At 71.2% G+C, this 20,190-nt stretch carries 20 protein-coding genes; 9 read left to right on the forward strand and 11 right to left on the reverse strand.

Going from position 1 to position 20,190, the window contains the following annotated elements; all coding sequences use genetic code 11:
* Nucleotides 1–19: 19 nt before the first annotated feature.
* Nucleotides 20–772: a glycosyltransferase family 2 protein gene (locus tag JOM49_RS05485; RefSeq protein ID WP_209663272.1), complete on the reverse strand. Its 753-nt coding sequence runs from the start codon at nt 770–772 to the stop codon at nt 20–22.
* A gap of 126 nt (nt 773–898) precedes the next feature.
* On the opposite strand from JOM49_RS05485, the gene JOM49_RS05490 reads away from it, so the two are divergent.
* A complete protein-coding gene (locus JOM49_RS05490) occupies nt 899–1,561 on the forward strand; it encodes a DUF4328 domain-containing protein (protein ID WP_209663273.1) in 663 nt (220 codons plus the stop codon).
* Nucleotides 1,562–1,570: 9 nt separating this feature from the next.
* Nucleotides 1,571–2,200: a response regulator gene (locus JOM49_RS05495; RefSeq protein ID WP_209663274.1), complete on the forward strand. Its 630-nt coding sequence runs from the start codon at nt 1,571–1,573 to the stop codon at nt 2,198–2,200.
* Here JOM49_RS05495 and JOM49_RS05500 read toward each other — a convergent pair.
* From JOM49_RS05500 to cutA, 5 genes are all read right to left on the reverse strand, one after another.
* The gene (locus JOM49_RS05500) at nt 2,197–3,330 is read right to left on the reverse strand and encodes a GAF domain-containing sensor histidine kinase (RefSeq protein ID WP_209663275.1); all 1,134 of its coding nucleotides are present in this window, start codon (nt 3,328–3,330) and stop codon (nt 2,197–2,199) included. The two genes, JOM49_RS05495 and JOM49_RS05500, sit on opposite strands and share 4 nt — an antisense overlap.
* Before the next feature lie 13 nt (nt 3,331–3,343).
* A complete protein-coding gene (gene cydD, locus JOM49_RS05505) occupies nt 3,344–6,610 on the reverse strand; it encodes a thiol reductant ABC exporter subunit CydD (RefSeq protein WP_209663276.1) in 3,267 nt (1,088 codons plus the stop codon).
* Nucleotides 6,607–7,614, reverse strand: coding sequence for a cytochrome d ubiquinol oxidase subunit II (cydB, locus tag JOM49_RS05510; protein WP_209663277.1), 1,008 nt, complete (start codon nt 7,612–7,614; stop codon nt 6,607–6,609). Before cydB ends, cydD begins: the two co-directional genes overlap by 4 nt.
* 198 nt (nt 7,615–7,812) lie before the next feature.
* Nucleotides 7,813–9,297: a cytochrome ubiquinol oxidase subunit I gene (locus JOM49_RS05515; RefSeq protein WP_209663278.1), complete on the reverse strand. Its 1,485-nt coding sequence runs from the start codon at nt 9,295–9,297 to the stop codon at nt 7,813–7,815.
* 78 nt (nt 9,298–9,375) lie between these two features.
* Complete coding sequence (gene cutA / locus JOM49_RS05520) at nt 9,376–9,696, reverse strand: divalent-cation tolerance protein CutA (protein ID WP_209663279.1); 321 nt, start codon at nt 9,694–9,696, stop codon at nt 9,376–9,378.
* Nucleotides 9,697–9,846: 150 nt separating this feature from the next.
* On the opposite strand from cutA, the gene JOM49_RS05525 reads away from it, so the two are divergent.
* Nucleotides 9,847–10,446 carry a TMEM165/GDT1 family protein gene (locus tag JOM49_RS05525; protein WP_209663280.1) on the forward strand — a complete coding sequence of 200 codons (600 nt, stop codon included), beginning with the start codon at nt 9,847–9,849 and terminating at the stop codon, nt 10,444–10,446.
* A 135-nt stretch (nt 10,447–10,581) separates the two neighbouring features.
* Complete coding sequence (locus tag JOM49_RS05530; RefSeq protein ID WP_209670841.1) at nt 10,582–11,166, forward strand: DUF998 domain-containing protein; 585 nt, start codon at nt 10,582–10,584, stop codon at nt 11,164–11,166.
* On the opposite strand, the gene JOM49_RS05535 is transcribed toward JOM49_RS05530, so the two are convergent.
* On the reverse strand, nt 11,147–11,773 hold the full coding sequence (locus JOM49_RS05535; RefSeq protein ID WP_209663281.1) for an IclR family transcriptional regulator: 627 nt from the start codon (nt 11,771–11,773) through the stop codon (nt 11,147–11,149). The two genes, JOM49_RS05530 and JOM49_RS05535, sit on opposite strands and share 20 nt — an antisense overlap.
* Nucleotides 11,774–11,780: 7 nt before the next feature.
* The gene (locus tag JOM49_RS05540; RefSeq protein ID WP_282774388.1) at nt 11,781–12,635 is read right to left on the reverse strand and encodes a hypothetical protein; all 855 of its coding nucleotides are present in this window, start codon (nt 12,633–12,635) and stop codon (nt 11,781–11,783) included.
* 93 nt (nt 12,636–12,728) lie between these two features.
* Here JOM49_RS05540 and JOM49_RS05545 point away from each other — a divergent pair, with 93 nt between their 5' ends.
* The 4 genes from JOM49_RS05545 to JOM49_RS05560 all read left to right on the forward strand — a co-directional run bounded on the left by JOM49_RS05545 (nt 12,729) and on the right by JOM49_RS05560 (nt 17,340).
* Nucleotides 12,729–13,901 carry a homogentisate 1,2-dioxygenase gene (locus JOM49_RS05545; protein WP_209663282.1) on the forward strand — a complete coding sequence of 391 codons (1,173 nt, stop codon included), beginning with the start codon at nt 12,729–12,731 and terminating at the stop codon, nt 13,899–13,901.
* 77 nt (nt 13,902–13,978) lie between these two features.
* A complete protein-coding gene (locus tag JOM49_RS05550; protein ID WP_209663283.1) occupies nt 13,979–15,793 on the forward strand; it encodes a substrate-binding and VWA domain-containing protein in 1,815 nt (604 codons plus the stop codon).
* A gap of 8 nt (nt 15,794–15,801) precedes the next feature.
* The gene (locus JOM49_RS05555; RefSeq protein ID WP_209663284.1) at nt 15,802–16,500 is read left to right on the forward strand and encodes a hypothetical protein; all 699 of its coding nucleotides are present in this window, start codon (nt 15,802–15,804) and stop codon (nt 16,498–16,500) included.
* Nucleotides 16,501–16,551: 51 nt separating this feature from the next.
* On the forward strand, nt 16,552–17,340 hold the full coding sequence (locus tag JOM49_RS05560) for a DUF2470 domain-containing protein (protein WP_209663285.1): 789 nt from the start codon (nt 16,552–16,554) through the stop codon (nt 17,338–17,340).
* Here the strand turns inward: JOM49_RS05560 and JOM49_RS05565 are convergent.
* The gene (locus tag JOM49_RS05565; RefSeq protein ID WP_209663286.1) at nt 17,337–17,804 is read right to left on the reverse strand and encodes a PPOX class F420-dependent oxidoreductase; all 468 of its coding nucleotides are present in this window, start codon (nt 17,802–17,804) and stop codon (nt 17,337–17,339) included. The two genes, JOM49_RS05560 and JOM49_RS05565, sit on opposite strands and share 4 nt — an antisense overlap.
* Nucleotides 17,805–17,841: 37 nt before the next feature.
* Here JOM49_RS05565 and JOM49_RS05570 point away from each other — a divergent pair, with 37 nt between their 5' ends.
* Nucleotides 17,842–18,642 carry a CPBP family intramembrane glutamic endopeptidase gene (locus JOM49_RS05570; RefSeq protein WP_209663287.1) on the forward strand — a complete coding sequence of 267 codons (801 nt, stop codon included), beginning with the start codon at nt 17,842–17,844 and terminating at the stop codon, nt 18,640–18,642.
* 2 nt (nt 18,643–18,644) lie between these two features.
* Here the strand turns inward: JOM49_RS05570 and JOM49_RS05575 are convergent, their stop codons facing one another.
* Together JOM49_RS05575 and JOM49_RS05580 are read right to left on the reverse strand one after the other, a co-directional pair.
* Nucleotides 18,645–19,412, reverse strand: a complete 768-nt coding sequence (locus tag JOM49_RS05575; protein ID WP_209663288.1) for a DUF899 family protein — start codon at nt 19,410–19,412, stop codon at nt 18,645–18,647.
* Between the two features lie 89 nt (nt 19,413–19,501).
* Entirely contained in the window at nt 19,502–20,098 is a 597-nt protein-coding gene (locus JOM49_RS05580; RefSeq protein ID WP_209663289.1) for a DM13 domain-containing protein, read from the reverse strand.
* Nucleotides 20,099–20,190: the final 92 nt, after the last annotated feature.

The following is a 20,190-nucleotide window of genomic DNA, read 5'->3' on the forward strand; positions in this document are numbered from 1 at the left end:
ACCAAGAGTACGGAGAGATTCACACAGAGTAGCCCGATGGTGCGATGCCCCCGAGGACTTCGGCGCGCTCGCGGATGAACCTGAGCTGCGCGGCGGCGCCACCGAACTTCCCCGTCGTCTCGGAAAGCTGGCCCGGGTGCTTGCGGTACCGCAGGGTGAAGTCCGCGACCACGACGCCGGGGCACGCCGCCGACGCGGCCATCAGCAGGCCGGTGTCCTCCCGCCCGTGCAACCCGGCCCAGCCGCCCATCCGGAGCAGCAGCGACCGCCGCCACAGCACGCCGGCCGGGTGCACCGGCACGCGATCGGTATCGGCCAGCCAGTGGTCGAACAGGCCGTTCCTGGGCAGCGGCCCGGCTTCGACCGGCAACCGGTGGACGACCAGCGAGCCGTCCTCGTGGAGGTCGCGTGCCTGCCCGACCGCGAAACCGGCGGCCGGATCCGCCGCGAGTGCCCCGGAAAGCACCTCGAGCGCGGACGGCTCCAGTTCGTCGTCCGCGTCCAGGTTCTGGATGAGCGGCGCCGTCGACCGGCCGAGTGCGCAGTTGCGTGCGACGGCGGGACCCAGCTGTTCACCGTGGACGTCGATCCGGACCCGCGGATCCTCGCGCGCGCCACACGCGGCCAGCGCGTCGAGCACCGCGCCACCCGGTCCGTCCACCTGGACCAGCCACGTCCAGTCCCGATTGGTCTGCCCGCGCAGGGACTCCCAAGCCCGTCCCAGGAAGCCCGCGTGGGCGGCGTGCACCGCGGTGAGCACCTCGACATCCACGCCCCACCTCTAACGGGTGACGCTTGATCGACAGCGGCTCAGGCCAGAACGCGGGTGAAACGCGGCGGTCTTCCTCCGCGATGAGCAGGCATTCCGGCAGCTGGCCGGCGTCTTCTGGGGGAAGTCATGTCCGAACAGCAGTTGCCCACCCGCCCGCTGGTGCCGTTGCGCGGGCAAGCCAGGGCCACGAGCGTGCTCGTGGCCCTGTCCGCGCTGGCCGGGGTGGCGGTGACGGTCGCCGACTGGCACACGTCTTCGGTGGCCGACGACTACATCGCCGACATCGCCGGGCTCACCATGGCCGATCTGCGGGACGCCGAGGGCCTGAGCCGGGTGCTCGCCGTGACGCATGTGGTGATCACGCTCGTCGCCGGTGGCCTGTTCCTCCTCTGGAGCTGGCGCGCGCGGCTCAACGCCGAGGCCCTCTCCCCCGCCCGGCACCACCGCGCCCGCGGCTGGGTGGTCGGCGGCTGGCTCTGCCCGCTGGTCAACTTCTGGTTCCCCGCCCAGGTCCTCTCCGACATCGAGAAGGCGAGCCGCGCCGAGGCGAGGACCGAGACCGACCTGACCCACCTGCGCGGCGACCCGCTGATCGGCCGCTGGTGGGCGGTGCTGGTGGTGAGCGTGCTGCTCGACCAGTACGTCACCCAGATCGTGCTGCGGACCGTCTCCGCCGAGACGCTGCGGGAAGCCGCCGTCCTGACCACGGCGGCGACCGCCCTCCAGGCGATCGCGGCGGGCATGGTCATCGTGCTCGTCCACCGCGTCACCGCCGCGCAGGCCGCGTAACCTCAGGGCGTGCCCATCCAGGTTCTGCTCGTCGACGACCACGAGGTGGTGCGGCGCGGGCTGCGCGATCTGCTCGGTGACGAACCGGACATCGAGGTGGTCGCCGAGGCGGGCGGGGTGGACGAGGCGCTGGCCGTGGCGATGCACCTCGAACCGGACGTCGCCGTGGTGGACGTGCGGCTCGGCGAGGGCAGCGGGGTGGAGTTGTGCCGCGAACTGCGGTCACGGCCGAACCCGCCGCAGTGCCTGATGCTCACCGCCTTCGACGACGAGGAGGCGGTCGTCGGCGCGATCATGGCCGGGGCTTCGGGGTATCTGCTGAAGCAGGTGCGCGGGCAGGACGTGGTCAACGCCGTGCGCGAGGTCGCCGCCGGGCGGTCGCTGCTCGATCCGCGGACCACGGCGAAGGTGCTGGACAAGATGCGGCAGCCGCCGGCGGACGAGCTGGCGGGCCTGACCGAGCGCGAACGCAGCATCCTCGAGCTGATCGGGGAAGGCATGTCCAACCGGGAGATCGCCGAACGCCTGTTCCTGGCGGAGAAAACGGTGAAGAACTACGTCACCTCGGTGCTGGCGAAACTCGGCATGCAGCGGCGGACGCAGGCCGCCGCCTGGATCGCCCGCCGCGAAAAGCACTAGAGCGGCAGGTCGAAGGCCACCAGCGTGCCCAGGCTCGGCGACGAGTTCAGGTAGAACTTGCCGCCCGAGGCGTCGGCGCGTTCGGCGAGGTGCCGCAGGCCACGCTTGGCCACGTCGTGCGGAACGCCGGAACCGTTGTCCCGCACCCGCAACCGGATCTCACCGGCGTCCCGGTAGAGCGTCACCCGGCATTCGCTGGCGCCGGAGTGTCTGACCACATTGGACAGTGCCTCACGCAGGGCGGCACGGATGTGGTCGGCGCGTTCGGCCGGGATGTCCGCGAGTTCGCCGGAAAGTTCCAGGGTCGGCGGGAAACCGAGTAGTTCACCGGCGATGCGGACCTCGGCGCGCGCGGACTCGGCGAGGTCGGTCGCGGGCAGTTGTTGCTGCTCCGGTTCGGGTGACCGCAGTGCGCGCACAGTGCCGCGAATCTCTTCGATCGTCTCGTCGAGCTGGTCGATCGCCTCGCCCAGCCGGGCCTCGTCGGCACGCGCGAACCGCTTGCTCATGCGCCGTCGCACCCGGTCCAGCTGCATCCCGGCGGCGTAGAGGCGCTGCACGATCACGTCGTGCAGCTCGCGGGCGATGCGTTCGCGTTCCTGGTACAGCGTCACGCGATGACGCGCGTTGGCCCCTTCGGCGAGCGCGAGCACCACGCCGGCCTGGGTGGCGAAGGCGGTCAGCACCTCGACGGTCTCTTCGGAGAACGGCTCGCTGCCGCGTTCGCGGTAGACGGTCAGCACGCCGAGGCGGCGCCCGCCGCTGCCGAACGGCGCCGCCGCGAACGGCCCGAAGCCGCTGAGTTCGCGGGGCACGTAGGGCGCGGTGCGCGGGTCGGTGGTCACGTCGGCGGTGACCACGGACTCGGCGCCCTGCGCGACCCGGCCCGCGGCGGATTCGGCGGGCAGCACCAGGCCCAGCACGTTCTCACCGGGCGTGCCCGCCACCGCCTCGACCACCACCGTGCTGTCCTCGGCGCGGGTCATCAGCAGCCCGAGGTCGGCGCGCGCGAGTTCGGCGGCGTGCCGGACCACGGAACCCAGCACCGCCGCCGGGTCCTCGTCGGACAGGGCGGTGGTGGTGATCTCGGTGGCGGCGGCGAGGGCGCGCGCGGCAAGTGTCGGGTCCATCAGCGCCAACAAGTTAAACACCGCTTCTCGACAACACGCGCACTCGCCCGTCCCGCACGTCCAGGTGGAGATCCGCGGCGGCGGCCTCCTCCATGCGGTGGGTGACCCAGACCACGGTCTTCTCCGCCAGTGCCTCGTCAAGCCGGGCGCGGACTTCGTAGGCGGTCTGCTCGTCGAGGTGCGCGGTCGGCTCGTCGAGCAGGACGAGAGCGCTCGTCTCCGCGGCGAGCACCGCGCGTGCCAGCGCCACCCGCTGCGCCTGGCCGCCGGACAGCCCGGCTCCCCCGCTGCCCAGCATGGTGTCGAGGTCCACGTCGGTGAGCCCGGCGGTGTCGAGCGCCGCGCGCAGCCGGTCGGGGGTCGCGTGCGGATCGGCGAGGCGCAGGTTCTCGGCGACGGTGGTGGCGACGAGCCCGGGCTCCTGAGGTGCCCACGCGACCGCTTGCGGCATGAGGGCGCGACCTCGCTCGGGAGCGAGGAAACCGAGCAGGAGCGCGAGCAGGCTGGACTTGCCCGCGCCCGACGGACCGGTGATCGCGACCTTCGCGCCCCGCGGGATGGTCAGCGTGACGTCGCGCAGCACCGGCTCGGGCGCCCCCGGCCAGCGCAGGTCGACGTCGGTCAGCTCGACGTCGTCGGCGTGCGCGGCCTTGGGTCCGTCGGGGACGGTGAAGATCGCGGCGAGCCGGGTGCGGGCGCGGCGGAGCTCATCCCAGTGCTGCGCGACCGGCGGCAGTTGCAGCAGCACCTCGGCGAGCGCGAGCGGCACCAGGGCGACCACCGGCGCGAGCACGGGGTTGAGCGTGCCGTCGGCGGCGGCCGCCATGGTCGACGCGACCGTCGCGCCACCCATCGCGAGCACCACCAACGCCTCGGCGGCACCCGCGCCGAACGCCTGGCGGCGCGCGTTCGCGGTGAGCCGGTCGTCGGCGATGGCGAGTGCGCGCCGGTGCTCGCGGTAGGCGCCGAACGCGAGCAGTTCCGCGGCGGCTTCGAAGAGGGTGAGGACCCGGGCGGCCACGTCACGCCGTCCCTCGGCCAGCGCCGAAGTGGAGCGGCGTTCGAGCCGGAGGGCGAGTGCGGGCGCGAGCAGCCCGGCGACCAGTGCCGCCACGGCGAGGTACAGCCCGGCGATCGGGAGCACGGCTGTCTGCACGGCGACCGCACCCGCCACCACGAGCACCGCGACCAGCGGCGGTGAGATCACCCGGGGCAGCAGGTCGCGCACTGTGTCCACATCGGACACCATGCGGCGCTGGCCCTCGCCGTGGCGCAACGCGGCGGTGCCGACCGGGCCGATGCGCACGAGCGCGCGCCACAGGTCGGCGCGCAGGCGGGTCGCGGTGCGGAAGGCGCCGTCGTGCGTGGCGAGCCGTTCGACGTACCGGAGCGCGGCCCGCGCGAGGCCGAACGTCCGGACGCCGACCACCATGACGGTCAAGGTGAGGATCGGCGGTTGCTGCGACGCCTTGGCGATCAGCCAGCCGGAGGTCGCGGTCAGCGCGATCCCGGCGAGGAAGGCGGCGGCGCCGAGTGCCGCTCCGGTGAGGAAGGAGCGGTCGGCCAGCGCACGCAACGCGAGCGGCTTGGCCTGGTGCTCGACCGGCGCGTCCGCGGCAGTGTTGCTGTCGGCCGGTTCCTCTTCGGTGAACGACTTCGACCGGTCGTGCGCGGCGATCACCACGGCGGCGCCCATCGCGGCGGCCTGGTTGATCGCCTTCATCACGCGCTTGGCCGAGGCGCCGTCGAGATGGGCCGTCGGCTCGTCGAGCAGCAGGAGCCACGCGCCGTGCCGGACCCGGAGCAGCGCCCTGGCCACGGCCACCCGCTGCCGTTGTCCAGTGGACAGGTGACTGAGTGGCTGATCCACCAAGCCACTGAGCCTCAGAGCCACTAAGCCACTGAGCAACTCATCCTCGGTGGGTTCGACCTCCCGGTCGGCCAGCGCGAGGCGGAGTTCGTCGCGAACGGTGCCGCCGGTGAACGCGGGCGACTGCGGCACCCAGGCGACCTGACGGCGCCAGTGCGCGAGGTCGGCGTCGGCGAGCGGCTGTCCGCCGACGGTGATCGTGCCCGAGTCGGGCCGGGTGAAGCCGAGCAGGGTGGCGAGGGTGGTGGACTTCCCGGCGCCGCTCGGCGACCGCAGCCAGGTGATCTCGCCGGGGCGGGCGGTGAACGTCTCACCATCCGGCGCGAACCCGTCCCGGCGGCGCACGCGGAGATCGCGCACCCTTATCTGTCCTTTGTGGACCTTCTTGGTCCCTGGGGCCGGTACCGGTTCGGCGAGGACCTCGCTGACCCGGCGCACCGCCTCGACGCCGTCCTCACTGGCGTGGAAGGCGGCGCCCGCGGCACGCAGCGGCTGGAAGCACTCCGGTGCCAGGATCAGCACGCCCAGCCCGATGGCCAGCGACAGGTCACCCGACACCAGCCGCACGCCGATCACCACGGCGACCAGCGCCACCGAGAGCGTCGCGGCGAGTTCGAGCACGAAAGCCGACGAAAAGGCCACGCGCAGGGTCTTGAGGGTGTCGCGGCGATGGCGGTCGGAGACCTGGCGCACCGCCTCGACCTGCGCTTCGGCACGGCGGAACGCGGCGAGCACCGGCAGCGCGCGCACCAGTTCCAGCAGGCGGCCGGACAGGCGGTGGGTGGCTTCGGTCGCGTCGGCGACCCGGTCCGCGGTGTACTTCCCGACCAGGATCGCGAACATCGGCAGCAGCGGCACGGTCAGCGCGATGAGCACCGCCGACGGCCAGTCCGCGAACAGCACTGCCGCGCCCGCGCCGAGCGGCACCACGGCCGCGGTGACCAGTGCGGGCAGGTAGGTGGTGAAGTAGGCGTCGAGCGCGTCGAGGCCGCGGGTGGTCAGCGCGGTCAGCTCGCCGGTGCCGCGGGCGGCGATCCACTCCGGGCCGAGCGCCGCGGCGTGGTCGGCGACCTTGGCGCGCAGTTCCTCCTTGGCGCCGGCCGCGGCCCTGGCGGAGACCACCCGCACCGCCCAGCTGACCAGCGCGCGCCCGAGGACGACGCCGAGCAGCCAGGCGGTGCGGCCCCCGATTTCCGCGCCGCCCCCGACGACCGACGCGAGTACCGAAGCGAGCAGGAACGCCTGCGCCACCAGCAGGGCGGCGTTGGCCGCGGCCAGCACCGCGGCGAGGACCAGTGCCCGGCGCGCCACCGGGGAAAGGGCGGGCAGCGCGCCGAGCGGGCCCGGTCCCGGCCGCACCTTGTCCACTGTGGACAACTTGGCGGGAAGGGTGGTGCGGCCGGGGGTCATGGGGTGTGCACCGGCGGGATGTGGCGGGTGCCGATCCGCTTGCGGAACACCCAGTACGTCCAGCCCTGGTAGACCAGCACGGCCGGGGCGCCGAACGCGCCGACCCAGGTGATCACCTGCAGGGTGTACGGGCTGGAGGCGGTGCCGTCGATGGTCAGCGTGTTGGCCGGGTCGCCGGTGGACGGGAGCACGTCCGGGTAGAGCGCGCCGAACAGGGTGATCGCGGCGGTGGCGATGAGCACGCCGAGCGCGGCGAAGGCCTGCCCGTCCCGGTCGGCGGCCAGCCGCGTCCAGGCCACGATCGCCGACAGCACGGCCACGGCGAGCGTGATGACCGTCCACAGTGCACCTTCGCGGAGCTGGACGAGCACCAGGAAGGCGAACATCGGCAGCAACGCGAACGGCAGCACCTTCAGCGCGACGGCCCTGGCGTGCGCGCGGAACTCGCCCTCGGTCTTGAGGGTCAGGAACGCGGCGCCGTGCACCAGCGAGAACCCGGCGAAGGCGAGCGCGCCGAGCAGGGTGTCCCAGCGGACGGCCTCGAACGGGCTGCCGAGGCGGTCACCGTTGGCGTCGAGCGGGAGGCCGAGCATGGTGGTGGCCAGCAGCAGGCCGACGCCGAGCGGCGGGAGCCACGAACCGAGGACGATCACGCGGTCCCAGGTGCGGCGCCAGCGGTCGGAGTCGACCTTGCCGCGGTACTCGAAGGCGACACCACGGCCGATCAGCGCGAGCAGTACGACCAGCACGGGCAGGTAGGCGCCGGAAAGCAGCGTCGCGTACCAGCCGGGGAAGGCGGCGAAGGTGGCGCCGACCGCGACGATCAGCCACACCTCGTTGCCGTCCCACACCGGGCCGATGGTGTTGATCATGACGCGCCGCTCGGTGTTGCCGCGGCCGAGCACCGGCAGCAGCATGCCGACGCCGAAGTCGAAGCCCTCGAGGAAGAGGTAGCCGAGCCAGAAGACCGCGATGATGATGAACCACAGCGTCTCGAGGTCCATCTAGCCCACCTCCTTGGGTGATGTGCCACGTGAAACCTGTTTTCCCCAAGTTGTGCACAACGAGGGCAGTTGTCCACAGAATCCTGTGGACAGCCCCACGCGCACCCGCAGCTGGATACGCTGGACCTGGGAACGCCCCCCTGGGAGTGGCGGGGGCTGTAGCTGGGGTGGGTGTGGATGGCCCATGGGTCTCGGCTTTCAGTAGGCGAACGACAGGGCTTTGTCGTCGTCCTCGTGGGTGGGGTCGGCGGGTGGGGGCATGACGCCGTCGACGCCGCCCCGGACGTACTTCCGCAGCAGGAACACCTCGACCACGCCGAGTGCCAGGTAGATCGTGGTGAGGCCGATCAGTGAGGTCCACACCTCGCCGGTGCTCAGGTTGGACACGGCGGTGGCGGTGAACATCCACACGCCGTCCACGCCGGTCGGGTTCGGGACCACGACGAACGGCTGCCGTCCCATCTCGGTGAAGATCCAGCCGGCGCTGTTCGCCACGAACGGGGTGACGATGCCCAGCAGCATCAGCCGCGGGAACCACGGGCTCGCCGGGATCCGCCCCTTCCGGGTCAGCCACAGGGCCAGCACGCCCAGGCCCGCCGAGATCGCGCCGAAGCCGATCATCGCGCGGAAACCCCAGTAGGTCACCGGCAGGCTGGGCACGTAGTCGATCGGCTGCCCGGCCAGTTCGCCCAGGCGCGGGTCGTCCGGGTAGTGCGTGCCGTACCTGGCCTCGTACTCGGTGACCAGGTCCTCCACGCCCTTCACCTCGGTGGTGAAGTCGTTGTGCGCCAGGAAGGACAGCAGCGCCGGCACGGTGAAGGTCTTGACGTCCTCGCACTCGGCGTCCGCCACGTCGCCGATCGCCATGATCGAGAAGCTGGCCGGCGCCTCGGTGTGGCACAGCGCCTCCGCCGAGGCCATCTTCATCGGCTGCTGCTCGAACATCAGCTTGCCCTGCACGTCACCGGTGATCGCCAGCACGGCGAAGGCCACCACGCCGACCCAGCCGCCGAGCCGGATCGACGAGCGCCACACCGCGCGGTGCTCGTCGTCGCCCGACCGCTTGCGCCACAGGTGCCAGGCCGCGACGCCGACCACGAAGGCCGCCGCGACCGAGAAGGTGCCCGCGACGGTGTGCGGGATGGCGGCCAGCGCGGTGTTGTTCGTCAGCACCGCCCAGATCGAGTTCATCGTCGGCTTGCCGTCGACGAACTCGACGCCGACCGGGTGCTGCATCCACGAGTTCGCCGCCAGGATGAAGTACGCCGAGGCGACCGTGGCCAGCGAGAAGGCCCACACGCACGCCAGGTGCACCTTCTTCGGCAGCCGGTCCCAGCCGAAGATCCACAGGCCGAGGAAGGTTGATTCGACGAAGAAGGCGACCAGCCCCTCCATCGCCAGCGGCGCGCCGAACACGTCTCCGACGAAGCGGGAGTACTCGCTCCAGTTCATCCCGAACTGGAACTCCTGCACGATGCCGGTCACCACGCCCATGGCGAAGTTGACCAGCAGCAGCTTGCCCCAGAACTTGGTCATCTTGAGGTAGCGCACGTCACCCGTGCGCACCCAGGCCGTCTGCATCCCGGCGACCAGCAGCGAGAGCCCGATGGTCAGCGGGACCATCAGGAAGTGGTAGACGGTGGTGATGCCGAACTGCCACCGCGCGAGTTCGAGTACTTCCACGCCTTCGACTCTCGTCTCGGGCGGGGTCGACTACTAGTTCAACTGGTCCCGTCTATCCCGGGACCTAAGTCCCGAAGATCAGCGGGTCTCCTCGCCGAGCCAGCTCAGGTAGGCCGGGCTGCCGCCGGTGATCGGGGTCGCGATCACCTCCGGTGTGTCGTAGGTGTGGTGTTCCAGCAGGTGGGCGGTCAGTTCCTCGACGCGGCGCGCGGTGGTCTTCACCTCCACCCGCCACTCCTGGTCGGTCTGGACCGCGCCCTCCCAGCGGTACACGCTGGTGACCGGGCCCACGACCTGCGCGCACGCGCCCAGCCTGGCCTCGATGGCCCCGGCGGCCAGCGCCCTGGCCAGGTCCTCACTGTCGGTTGTGGTCGTCACGACGACGTTCTCGGCAGTCATGAAACCAATGTACCCGGACGGGGAAGAATTTATTTCGGCATGCCGAAAATGATTTCTCCAGCCCGCTGAAACGCCGATTCGCGATTCCCATCTGCTTCACATCTCCGATTCTCCCCTTTATCGTTGAAGTGAAAGAAGGTGAAGTACTCGATGTCTGCCGCTCTACTGGCCCTGATCAGCACTTTTGGCCTGGTTCTCGCCGTCGAACTGCCGGACAAGACCCTGGTCGCCACCCTGGTGCTGACCACCCGTTTCCGGGCTTGGCCGGTATTCGCCGGGGTCACCGCCGCGTTCGCCGTGCAGAGCACGATCGCGGTGTTGTTCGGCAGTGTGCTCACCTTGTTGCCGGAAACACTGGTGTCCGGAATCGTCGCGGTGATGTTCGGCGTCGGCGCCTACTTCCTGCTCCGCGAGGGCTTCGCCCCGGCGGCGGACGGCGAGGAGGGGGCCGCGCGCATCGGTCCCGGTCCCGCCACCTTCCTGCGGTCCTCGCTGACCTCGTTCGGCGTGTTGTTCGCGGCCGAGTGGGGTGACGCCTCGCAGCTCGCCACGGCCGGGCTCGCCGCCCGCCTCGAGCAGCCGGTCGCGGTCGGCATCGGGGCGTTCTGCGCGCTGGTCGCGGTGGCCGGGATCGCGGTGTTCGTCGGGCAGAAGGTCCGCAGCCGCATCCGCCCGAAGCTGATCCAGCGGGTGGCCGGTTTCGTCTTCAGCGCGTTCAGCATCGCGGCCCTCTGGCAGACCTTCGCGTAAGGCCCAGGAGACAGCAAAGGTCTCATTCGCATAACATGACTGGCTCGTGTCTGTTCTACGAAGCCGAGGTGAACGCGAGTGAGCACGCTGCCGACCAGGGAGCCCGGACCGGCCGGGCGGCTGGCGCTGGCCGGCATGGGGGTGGCCGTGCTGATCGCGATCCACCTGCACATCCGCCTGTCCGCCGAGGTCAGCCCGCTGTGGCGGACGCTCTCGGAGTACGTGAACGCGGGGGCGGCGCCGATCTTCGGCGTGATGTGCCTGGCGCTCGCGGCCGGTTCGCTCGCCCTGCTGGTCGGAATCGCCAGGGCCCGCCGCGGTGGCGCGGTGCCGGTGCTGCTGGGGTTCTGGTGTGCGGGGCTGGTCGTGTGCGGGCTGGTGCCCGTCGACGCGGACGGCGCGGCCCGGACGCTCAGCGGTCAGCTGCACAACGGCGGCGCGGTGCTCGCGTTCCTCTCGCTGCCCCTCGCGGGCTGGCTGCTCACCCGCCGCTCGGACGCCCACTGCCCGTGGGAGCCGCGGCGCACCACCATCCGGCGCCTGTCCGTGGCCAGCGCCGTCACGTTGGGCGTGGTGCTGGCCAGCTTCGCCTGGATCATGAGCACCGGCCCGGCGGACCCGGTGGTCACGCTCGGCCTGTTCGAGCGCGTGCTGTTCGCCGTCGACCTGGCCCTGCTCCTGACCATGACGCGGCCGCTGCTCAGCTCAGCACGCCGGTGAGGGTCGCGGCTGCTTCGACCACCCTCGGGCCCACAGCGGCCGTGTCGAGGGGGTCCAGGGAGATCACGCCGACGCTGGCCCGCAACCCCGGTAGCCCGCGGACAGGCGCCGCCACGCCGGACGCGCCGGGCTGCAGCTCGCCGCTCGTGGCGACCCAGCCGGGCTCGCCGCGCAGCATGATCGCCTTGCCCGCGGCGCCCGCGGTGATCGGGTGGCGGCTGCCGACGCGGTAGGCCACGTGGAAGTTCGTCCACGACGGTTCCACCACGGCGATCGCCTGCACCTGCTCCCCCTCGGCGACCGAGAGGTGCGCGGTGGCGCCGACCGCCTCGGCCAGGTCCCGCAGCACCGGCTGCGCCGCCTGGCGCAGCTGCGGCAGCACCTGGCCGGACAACCGCAGCAGCCCGACGCCCAGGCGCACCTTCGACCCGTCCCGCCAGACCAGGCCGCGTTCGGCCAGCGGCACCAGCAGGCGGTAGACCGCCGGGCGGCTGGCGCCGATGGCGACGGCCAGCTCGGAGATGGTCGCGGCCTCGCTGCCCGCGTCCGCCACCGCCTGGAGCAGCGCCAGCCCCCGCTCGAGGGTCAGCGAGCCCTCGCGACTCATCTCCCGCTCACAGCAGGCCCAGGCCCTTCAGGTCGCCGACCGGCTCGTCCAGCGTGGCCGAGGCGTACGAACCGAACAGCTCGCGCACCGCCTTCGCGGCCGGCTCGGACAGCTCGGTCGCCTCCTTGGCCAGCTTGGCGCCGTCGGTCTCGTCGAGCGCCGCGCGCACGTCCTTGCCGGACAGGCAGCGGCCCGAGGCGACCAGCAGGTTGAGGAAGCCGTGGTGCTCGAAGCCGGTGTCGGCGTCCGCGTGCCGGACAGCCCGGTGGAGGCTGTTGGTCGCCTTGAACGAGGCGCCGGTGTGCGCGCTGACCACGGCCAGGAAGTCGGCCACCTCGTCCACGCTGGGGAAGTTCTCGCTGGACAGGCCGCCGCAGCGGATCTTCGGGCGGCTCCCGTGCTCGATCACCTTGCGCACGCCGTCCAGCCAGCCGACGCCGCGGCGCGGCTCGACCACCCGGATGACGTCCTCCGGCACGAACTCGGACACCCGTTCCAGCCACACCTCGTCCACGTCCGACGGGGCGGGCATCTCGACCATGCGGAGGTCGAGCAGCTCGTCCCGGGATTCCACGATCGAGATCGCCTTCGGCACCCCGCCGAGGCCGGTGTCGATGATCAGCGACAACGGCAGCGGGGTCTTCGGCTTGATCTTGATCAACTCGGTGATCAGCTCCGGCAGCCTCGACGCCTGGCACAGGAACAGGCCGACGAGACCCGCGTGCTCGCCCGCCCTGGTCTCCAGGTACGAGCGCAGGGCTTCGGGCATCGCCGCGTCCCCCGGCGGGAAGAGCGCGGAGTCGTCGACGAGCCGGGCGAACAGGGGCGGAATTCCGCGGGGTCCGGGGGGCGTGAGTTCCACAGCGCTTGACACGACTGACACGCTAGTAGCGTACGACATCAGGACAAACACGTCCGTAAATCGGACACATTTTCGAGCCTTCCGGAGGGGTCCGTGCCTTACTACCGCCGAGTCGGGGAGATCCCGCACAAGCGGCACACCCAGTTCCGCTCACCGCAGGGCGGCCTCTACGCCGAGGAGCTGATGGGCGTCGAGGGGTTCTCCGCCGACTCCGCCCTGCTGTACCACCGCCACCTGCCCACGGCGATCGTCGACGCGGTCGCGGTGCCGGACGAGCGCGGCTCGCTGCAGCCGAACCACCCGCTCAAGCCGCGGGCGTTCCGCACCCAGGACCTCAAGTTCACCGCCGACGCCGACGCGGTGACCGACCGGCGGCGGCTGTTCGGCAACGCGGACGTGACCATCGGCTTCGCCGTGGCGACCGTGCCGAGCCCGCTGTACCGCAACGCGGCCGGGGACGAGCTGCTGTACGTCCAGGGCGGCAGCGGCACGCTGGAGACCATCTACGGGGCGCTGGAGATCGGAGACGGCGACTACGTGGTCATCCCGACCTCGTGCACCTACCGCGTGGTGCCGCGCGAGCCGCTGCAGCTGCTCACCATCGAGGCGCGCGGGCACATCGGGCCGCCGAAGCGGTACCTGTCGAACAAGGGGCAGTTCCTGGAGCACTCGCCGTACTGCGAGCGCGACATCCGCGGCCCGGAAGCGCCGATGCTGGCCGAGGGCGAGGACGTCGAGGTCCTCGTGCGCCACCGCGCCGGGCTGACCCGCTACACCTACGCCAACCACCCGTTCGACGTGGTCGGCTGGGACGGCTGCCTGTACCCGTGGGTGTTCAACATCGGCGACTTCGAGCCGATCACCGGCCGCGTGCACCAGCCGCCGCCCGTGCACCAGACCTTCGAAGGCCCGAACTTCGTGGTCTGCTCGTTCTGCCCGCGCAAGGTCGACTACCACCCCGAGTCGATCCCGGTGCCGTACAACCACGCGAACGTCGACTCCGACGAGCTGATGTTCTACGTGCGCGGCAACTACGAGGCACGCAAGGGCTCTGGCATCGGCGTCGGCTCGCTCTCGCTGCACCCGTCGGGCTTCACGCACGGCCCGCAGCCGGGCGCGGCGGAGGCCTCGATCGGCGCGGACTACTTCGACGAGACCGCGGTCATGGTGGACACCTTCGCGCCGCTGGACCTCGGTGAAGCGGCGGACGCGTCGGAAGACCCCGGTTACGCCTGGACGTGGTCGGGACGCGGCCCCAGCCGCTGATTTCGTTGTGACAAGGTTTCCCGCTCCCGCGCGGTTTCCGGGGATGATGGTTCCCCGACCGCGCGCGGAGGTTCAGGATGACCTTGTCCGGCCAGGAAAGTCGAAGACGCAGGCGCACTTGGTCCTTCATCGGCGCGGTGGTGCTCGCCGCCGGGTTGATCGTCGCGCTCCGCCTGGTCACCTCGGACGGCGGTGACCAGGCGGAAGAGGTGAAGTGCGGCGGGGAGTCGCTGCAGTTGCGGGTGGCCTCGTCCCCGGAGAAGGCGGGCATCGTCAAGCAACTCGCCGGCGAGTACAGCGGGCGCACGGTCGCCGGGACCTGCGTGGACGTGCTGGTCCAGTCGAAGAGTTCGGGCGCGGCGATGCAGGCGCTGGCCGGTGGCTGGAACGAGGCGGCCGACGGCCCGCGCCCGGACGTGTGGACGCCGGCCGCGTCCGGCTGGGCGACCCTGCTGCGGCAGCGGCTCGCCGCCCAGGACCGGCCCGACGTGCTGCTCGAGCAGCAACCGCCGTCGCTGGCCAACGCGCCACTGGTGATCGCCATGCCGGAACCGATGGCCAAGGCGCTCGGCTGGCCCGGCCAGGGCATCGGCTGGCGCGACCTCGCCGCGCTCGCCACGGACCCGGCGGGCTGGGCCAAGTACGGGCACCCGGAATGGGGCGCCTTCCGGCTCGGCAAGACGAATCCGAACCTGTCGACCTCCGGGCTGAACGCCACCATCGGCACCTACTTCGCGGCCACCGGCACCTCGTCCGACCTGACCGCGCCGGATCTGGACAAGCCGGAAGTGAAGTCGTTCGTCGGCGGCGTGGAACAGTCGATCGTGCACTACGGCGACACCACGCTCACCTTCCTGTCGAACCTGCTGCAGGCCGACGACCGGGGCGCGGCGCTGTCCTACGTCTCCGCGGTGGCCGTCGAGGAGAACTCGCTGATCGGCTACAACCAGGGCAACCCGACCAACGACCCGGCGAAGCTCGGCCAGCACCCGCGGCCGAAGGTGCCGGTGGTCGCGGTGTACCCGGCCGACGGCACGCTGAACTCCGACCACCCGTACGCGGTGCTGAACTGGGCCGACGACCCGCGCCGCCAGGTGGCCGCGGACTTCCTCGCCTTCCTCCGGTCCGACGACGCCCAGAAACGCTTCTTGGACCAGGGTTTCCGCAGCTGGGACAACAAACCGGGCCCACAGGCCACTGTGGACAACGGCGTGCTGCCGGAGACCAAGCTCAACCTCATCCGGCCGCCCAGCCCGCCGGTGCTCGACCTGGTGCTGAAGTCGTGGGCCGAGCTGCGCAAGAAGGCGAACGTGCTGCTGGTGGTGGACGTCTCCGGCTCGATGGGCGACTCCGCCGAGGGCACCGGTAAGTCCAAAATGGACCTGGCGAAGCAGGCGGCGGTGAGCGCGCTCGGCGAGTTCGGCGACCGCGACCAGGTCGGCCTGTGGATGTTTTCCACCAAATTGGAGGGCGATCAGGACCACCGCGAGCTGGTGCCGATCGGGCCGGTCGGCCAGGACGGGCGCCGGGACGCGCTGCGCTCACGCCTGGAAGGCCTTACGCCCCAGGGCGGAACCGGGTTGTACGACACCTCGCTGGCCGCGCACGAGTACCTCAAGGCGCGCCTGGCTCCCGACGCGATCAACGCCGTGGTGGTGCTCACCGACGGGCGCAACGAGGACCCGGGCAGCCTCGACCTCGACAACCTGATCAGCAGGCTCCAGGTGGAAAGCGGCAGCGAGACCGTGCGGATGTTCACCATCGCCTATGGCGGTGACGCCGATCAGGACGTGCTCAAGCGCATGGCCGAAGCCACGCAGGCTGCGGAGTACGACTCGTCCAAACCGGACACCATCAACCAGGTGTTCACCGCGGTGATCTCCAACTTCTGAGGCGGTACATGGGTTTCCGGGAAGAACTGCGTGAGCCGTGGGGGCTGCTGCTGGCGGGCACGTCCGCCGGGGTGGCCTGGGCGGTGCAGCTGCCGTCGGTCGCCGCGGCCGGGGTGGGCATCGCCGTCCTGCTCGCCAGGGCAGCGATCGCGGGCTTCGACCGCCCGGAGACACCGGAAACCGCGCTCACCGGCGAAGAAGCCGCGTACTACGACCGGGCGGAGCGGGCACGCGAAAGCTTCGGCGCGATCGGCGCCTCCCTGCCACCGGGACCGCTGGCCGAGCAGATCGCGGGAATGAAGCCGATGGTCGCGGAAACCGCGAGCAGCCTGCGGCGACTGGCGGAACGCTCGTCGACCACCCGTGACGCGCTGGACCGCATCGACACCGGGGAACTGGCCGCCGAGGAACGGCGTCTCCGCAAACGCGGGACCGACGAGGCGACCCTGCGCGCGCTGAGCGCCGTCCGCACCCAGCGTGACGTGGCCAAACGGCTCACCGACCTTCGCGCCAAGCTGCTCGGCGAACTGCACGCGGGCACGCTCGACCTGGAGAGCCTGGTGACCCGGGCGGTCGAACTTTCGGCGACCGCCGACCCGGCTCCGGCGGCGGGCACTTCGCTCGACGGCCTGGCCGAGCAGTTGGAGGCGATCCGCCGCGGCGTGGTGGAGGCCGACGAAGCCGCACGGAGAGTGCTCGATTCCTGACTTTGCAAACCCGCGCCAGCAGGTTAGCCTCACCTAAGTAGGAGGTGGACCTTGACCGAGCCCACGACCGCGACGCGCCGCCCGCCGGCGCCGAACCCCGCCGAGCGCGCCAAGACCATCGCGTCGCGCGACTGCCCGGCGACGCTGGTGCCGTCGGTGGACCGCGGTGAGCACGACGGCAGCCGGGTCACCCCGGTGCTGCACCACGTGCACGCCAGCGGCAGTGTCAGCCTGCTCCTGCCCGACGGACATCCGCTGCTCGAAGCCGCGGCGGAAACCCAGCGCGGCGAGTTCGGGGTCATGCTCGAACTCGCCGACCACGCCCCGGTGCCCCTGCGCGAGCCGATCCGCGGCCTGCTCTGGATCACCGGGTTCCTGCGCCCGCTCGACCCGCCCGCCGCGCGGGCCCGGGCGGTCGCCATCGCCGTCGACCGGCCGGACCACCGGCTGCTCGACGTGAACCACGGGCTGACCATGCTGCGCCTGACCCCGGCGTCGCTGGTGCTCGCGGACGCCGACGGCACGCATTCGCTGCGGCCGCACATGTTCAGCGCGGCCACGCCCGACCCGTTCCACGACTACGAGGCGCGCTGGCTCCAGCACCTGGAGACCGAGCACGCCGACGTGGTCGAGCAACTGGGGCGGCACCTGCCCGAGGACCTGCGCGGCGGCGCGATCCGCCCGCTGGGGCTCGACCGGCACGGGCTGCGCCTGCGGGTCGAGTCCGTCGTGGGCGACCACGACGTGCGGCTGGCCTTCTCCAAGCCGGTGGACGACCCGGCGCAACTCGCCGTGGAAATCCGGCGGCTCGTGGGTTGTCCGTTCTTGTCCGAGACTTAGCCTTCGGCCAGTTCGGGTGGGAAACCGCCGGCCGCGATCGGGCCCCAGCGGTCGATCGTCAACCGCAGCAGCGACTTGCCCTGTTTGCGCATGGCCTCGCGGTACTCGTCCCAGTCGGGGTGCTCACCGGAGATCGCGCGGAAGTAGTCGACCAGCGGCTCCACCGACTCGGGCAGGTCGAGCACCTCCACCGTGCCGTCGACCTGCACCCAGGCGCCGTTCCATTCGTCCGAGAGCACGCAGATCGACGCGCGGTGGTCGCGGCGGAGGTTGCGCACCTTCGCGCGCTGCGGGTAGGTGGCGATGACGATCCGGCCCTCCTCGTCCACCCCGCAGGTCACCGGCGACAACTGCGGGCTGCCGTCGGCGCGGCGGGTGGTGAGGATGCCGTGGTGGCGGGGGCGCAGGAACTCGACCAGTGCGGCGCGTTCCACGGGGGTGTTGGTCGCGATGGTGCGTGGCATGACTTCGACGCTATCCGGCACCGGGTAGCTTGCGCGAATGCGCTCCTGGCTGATCAGCGACCGCCCGGCGGCCCCCGAGGTGGTCACCGACCCGGCTCGACGGCGGCTGCTCAAGTTCGAGCTGCTCATCGTCTTCGGCATCACGCTCGGCCTGTCCGGGGTGCGGAGCCTGCTGTCCTTGCTGGATTCCCTGCTGCGGCCCGAACCGCTGAACGAGCAGCAGGTGGCGCTCAACGTGCCGCAGGCCGCCGCCGGGCTGATCGACCTGCTCAAGCAACTGCTGAGCGCCACGCAGCTGGTCGGCTGGGGCGCGCTCGGGGTGTACCTGCTGTACCGCGGCGGGATGAAGCTGGCCGAGGTCGGCTTCGACCGCACCCGGCCGCGACGCGACCTGCTCTGGGGCGCCGGGCTGACGGCGTTGATCGGCATCCCCGGGCTGGTGCTCTACTTCGTCGGCTGGCAGCTGGGGTTCAACCTGGCCGTGCAGCCGTCGACGCTGACCGAATCGTGGTGGCGGCCGATCACGCTGACCCTGTCCGCCTTCGGCAACGCCTTCGCCGAAGAAGTGCTGGTCGTCGGCTACCTCCTGACGCGGTTGCGACAGCTGGGGTGGAAGGAGAATTCGAGCCTGTTCGCCGCGGCCGTGCTGCGGGGCTCGTACCACCTCTACCAGGGGCTCGGCGGGTTCGTCGGGAACCTGGTGATGGGGCTGGTGTTCGGGCGGATCTGGCAGAAGACGAACCGGCTGTGGCCGCTGGTCGTCGCGCACACCCTGCTCGACGTGGTCGCCTTCGTCGGGTACGCGCTGCTGCGGGGCAAGGTGTCGTTCCTGCCCTAGCTTCAGTGGCAGTCGCCGTGCCGCCCGAGGGTTTCCTCCGGGGTGGCGCCGGGGCGGGTCCACTGCGGCACGGGACGGCTGTCGGGTCCCCAGGTGGCGGTCCCGTCCGCGGCGGAACGCCAGTACCAGCACGGGGTGTCACCCTCCGGCCAGCCGTCCGGCTTGTCCTCCCATGCCTCACCACGGCCGTAGGGCGTCATGTCGAGCACGCCGAAGGCCCCGGCGGCCTGCTCGTTGCCGCGGCCCGTCGTGGAGTAGGTGAGGAAGGTGCGCTCGCCGTCGCGCAGGAAGCAGGAGAGGTAGGCCATGTCGCCGCCGACCGGCGCGGGCACGTCGCGCACGGAGTACCAGGGGTGCGTGTAGCCCATGAACTCCACGAAGGGGGCGACCTCGTCCCACCGGCCCGTGGTCACCACGGCGAAGGAGACCCCGCGGGCGTTGAGGTAGACCTCGGTGTCGCGCAGGTGCCAGACCATGTTGGTGCAGCCCTCGCACTGCCCCTGGTGGGGCGCGCCGTCGTGCCACATGTGCTGGTAGACCACGAGTTCGTCGCGGCCGTCGAACAGGTCGGTGAACGGGACGGGACCACCGGCACCGACCACCTCGACCGTTCCGTCGAACTCCACCATCGGCAGTCGACGGCGGGCCGCGGCGATGGCGTCACCTTCGCGGGTGTGGGCCTTCTCGCGGACCAGCAGCTCGTCGCGGGCGGCCTGCCAGGTGGCCAGGTCGACCACGGGCGGGCGGCCGGTGCGGGGATCCTGCGGCATGGTTCTCTCCGTTTCCGTGCGGTGCGTGCCCCGAACCTACGAACGCACCCGCGCCGGAACGACTCCCGCGATGCTCTTTTTCGGCTTTTTCACAGGGCCAGCGGGGCGGAGCCGAACGCGACGTTGAAGCGGTCGCACCAGATGACCACGCTGCGCAGGCCGGTCAGCTGCGCACCGGCGGGGATGGCGTAGTTCTGGTTGCCGTCGGTGGCCTTGATCTTGCCGAGCTTGACCACGGCGCCGTCGTCGTACTTGCCCCACTCGCCGCCCGCCGTGGCGTCGGACAGCCACACGTGCACGTCGGGCCCGTCGGAGGTGGAGAAGCCTTCGAGGCGCAGCACGCGGTTGCCGTCGCCGAGGTCCACCACGCGGGCCTTGCCGCTGGTGTCGTGTTCCTGGCTGACGAACTTGCCGGTGGCGAGGTCCTTGGGCCCGGCCGGTTTCTCCGCCGGGGTTTCGGGTGTGGCGGGTGCTTCGGCGGGCTGAGGTGTTCCAGCAGGTGCTTCGGCGGGCTGAGGTGTTCCGGCAGGGGCTTCGGCGGTCTTGGGGGCTTCGCTGACCACGGCCACCGGGAGCGCTTCGTCCACCGAGCTGCGGGTGAACGCCTTCCACGGCTGGAAGGCCCACAGTCCGGCGGCGACGACGACCAACCCGAGGCCGAGAACGATTTTCCAGGTGCGTGACATGCGTCCACCCTGGGCCACGCGCGCGCCGGGCGACAGGGGGCGGTCGCTTACCGATCCATTACCGCCGTGGTTGTGATTAGTCTCAGCAGGTG

Source organism: Amycolatopsis magusensis (assembly GCF_017875555.1).
Lineage (GTDB): Bacteria > Actinomycetota > Actinomycetes > Mycobacteriales > Pseudonocardiaceae > Amycolatopsis > Amycolatopsis magusensis.

Bases quoted from the DNA above. Each gene is read 5' to 3' on its own strand.
- JOM49_RS05535 (WP_209663281.1), bottom strand. From the start codon at position 11,773: ATGAGTCGCGAGGGCTCGCTGACCCTCGAGCGGGGGCTGGCGCTGCTC.
- JOM49_RS05575 (WP_209663288.1), bottom strand. From the start codon at position 19,412: ATGCCGCAGGATCCCCGCACCGGCCGCCCGCCCGTGGTCGACCTGGCC.
- JOM49_RS05570 (WP_209663287.1), top strand. From the start codon at position 17,842: ATGCGCTCCTGGCTGATCAGCGACCGCCCGGCGGCCCCCGAGGTGGTC.
- cydD (WP_209663276.1), bottom strand. From the start codon at position 6,610: ATGACCCCCGGCCGCACCACCCTTCCCGCCAAGTTGTCCACAGTGGAC.
- cydB (WP_209663277.1), bottom strand. From the start codon at position 7,614: ATGGACCTCGAGACGCTGTGGTTCATCATCATCGCGGTCTTCTGGCTC.
- JOM49_RS05555 (WP_209663284.1), top strand. From the start codon at position 15,802: ATGGGTTTCCGGGAAGAACTGCGTGAGCCGTGGGGGCTGCTGCTGGCG.
- cutA (WP_209663279.1), bottom strand. From the start codon at position 9,696: ATGACTGCCGAGAACGTCGTCGTGACGACCACAACCGACAGTGAGGAC.
- JOM49_RS05550 (WP_209663283.1), top strand. From the start codon at position 13,979: ATGACCTTGTCCGGCCAGGAAAGTCGAAGACGCAGGCGCACTTGGTCC.
- JOM49_RS05580 (WP_209663289.1), bottom strand. From the start codon at position 20,098: ATGTCACGCACCTGGAAAATCGTTCTCGGCCTCGGGTTGGTCGTCGTC.
- JOM49_RS05565 (WP_209663286.1), bottom strand. From the start codon at position 17,804: ATGCCACGCACCATCGCGACCAACACCCCCGTGGAACGCGCCGCACTG.
- JOM49_RS05500 (WP_209663275.1), bottom strand. From the start codon at position 3,330: ATGGACCCGACACTTGCCGCGCGCGCCCTCGCCGCCGCCACCGAGATC.
- JOM49_RS05490 (WP_209663273.1), top strand. From the start codon at position 899: ATGTCCGAACAGCAGTTGCCCACCCGCCCGCTGGTGCCGTTGCGCGGG.
- JOM49_RS05530 (WP_209670841.1), top strand. From the start codon at position 10,582: ATGGGGGTGGCCGTGCTGATCGCGATCCACCTGCACATCCGCCTGTCC.
- JOM49_RS05525 (WP_209663280.1), top strand. From the start codon at position 9,847: ATGTCTGCCGCTCTACTGGCCCTGATCAGCACTTTTGGCCTGGTTCTC.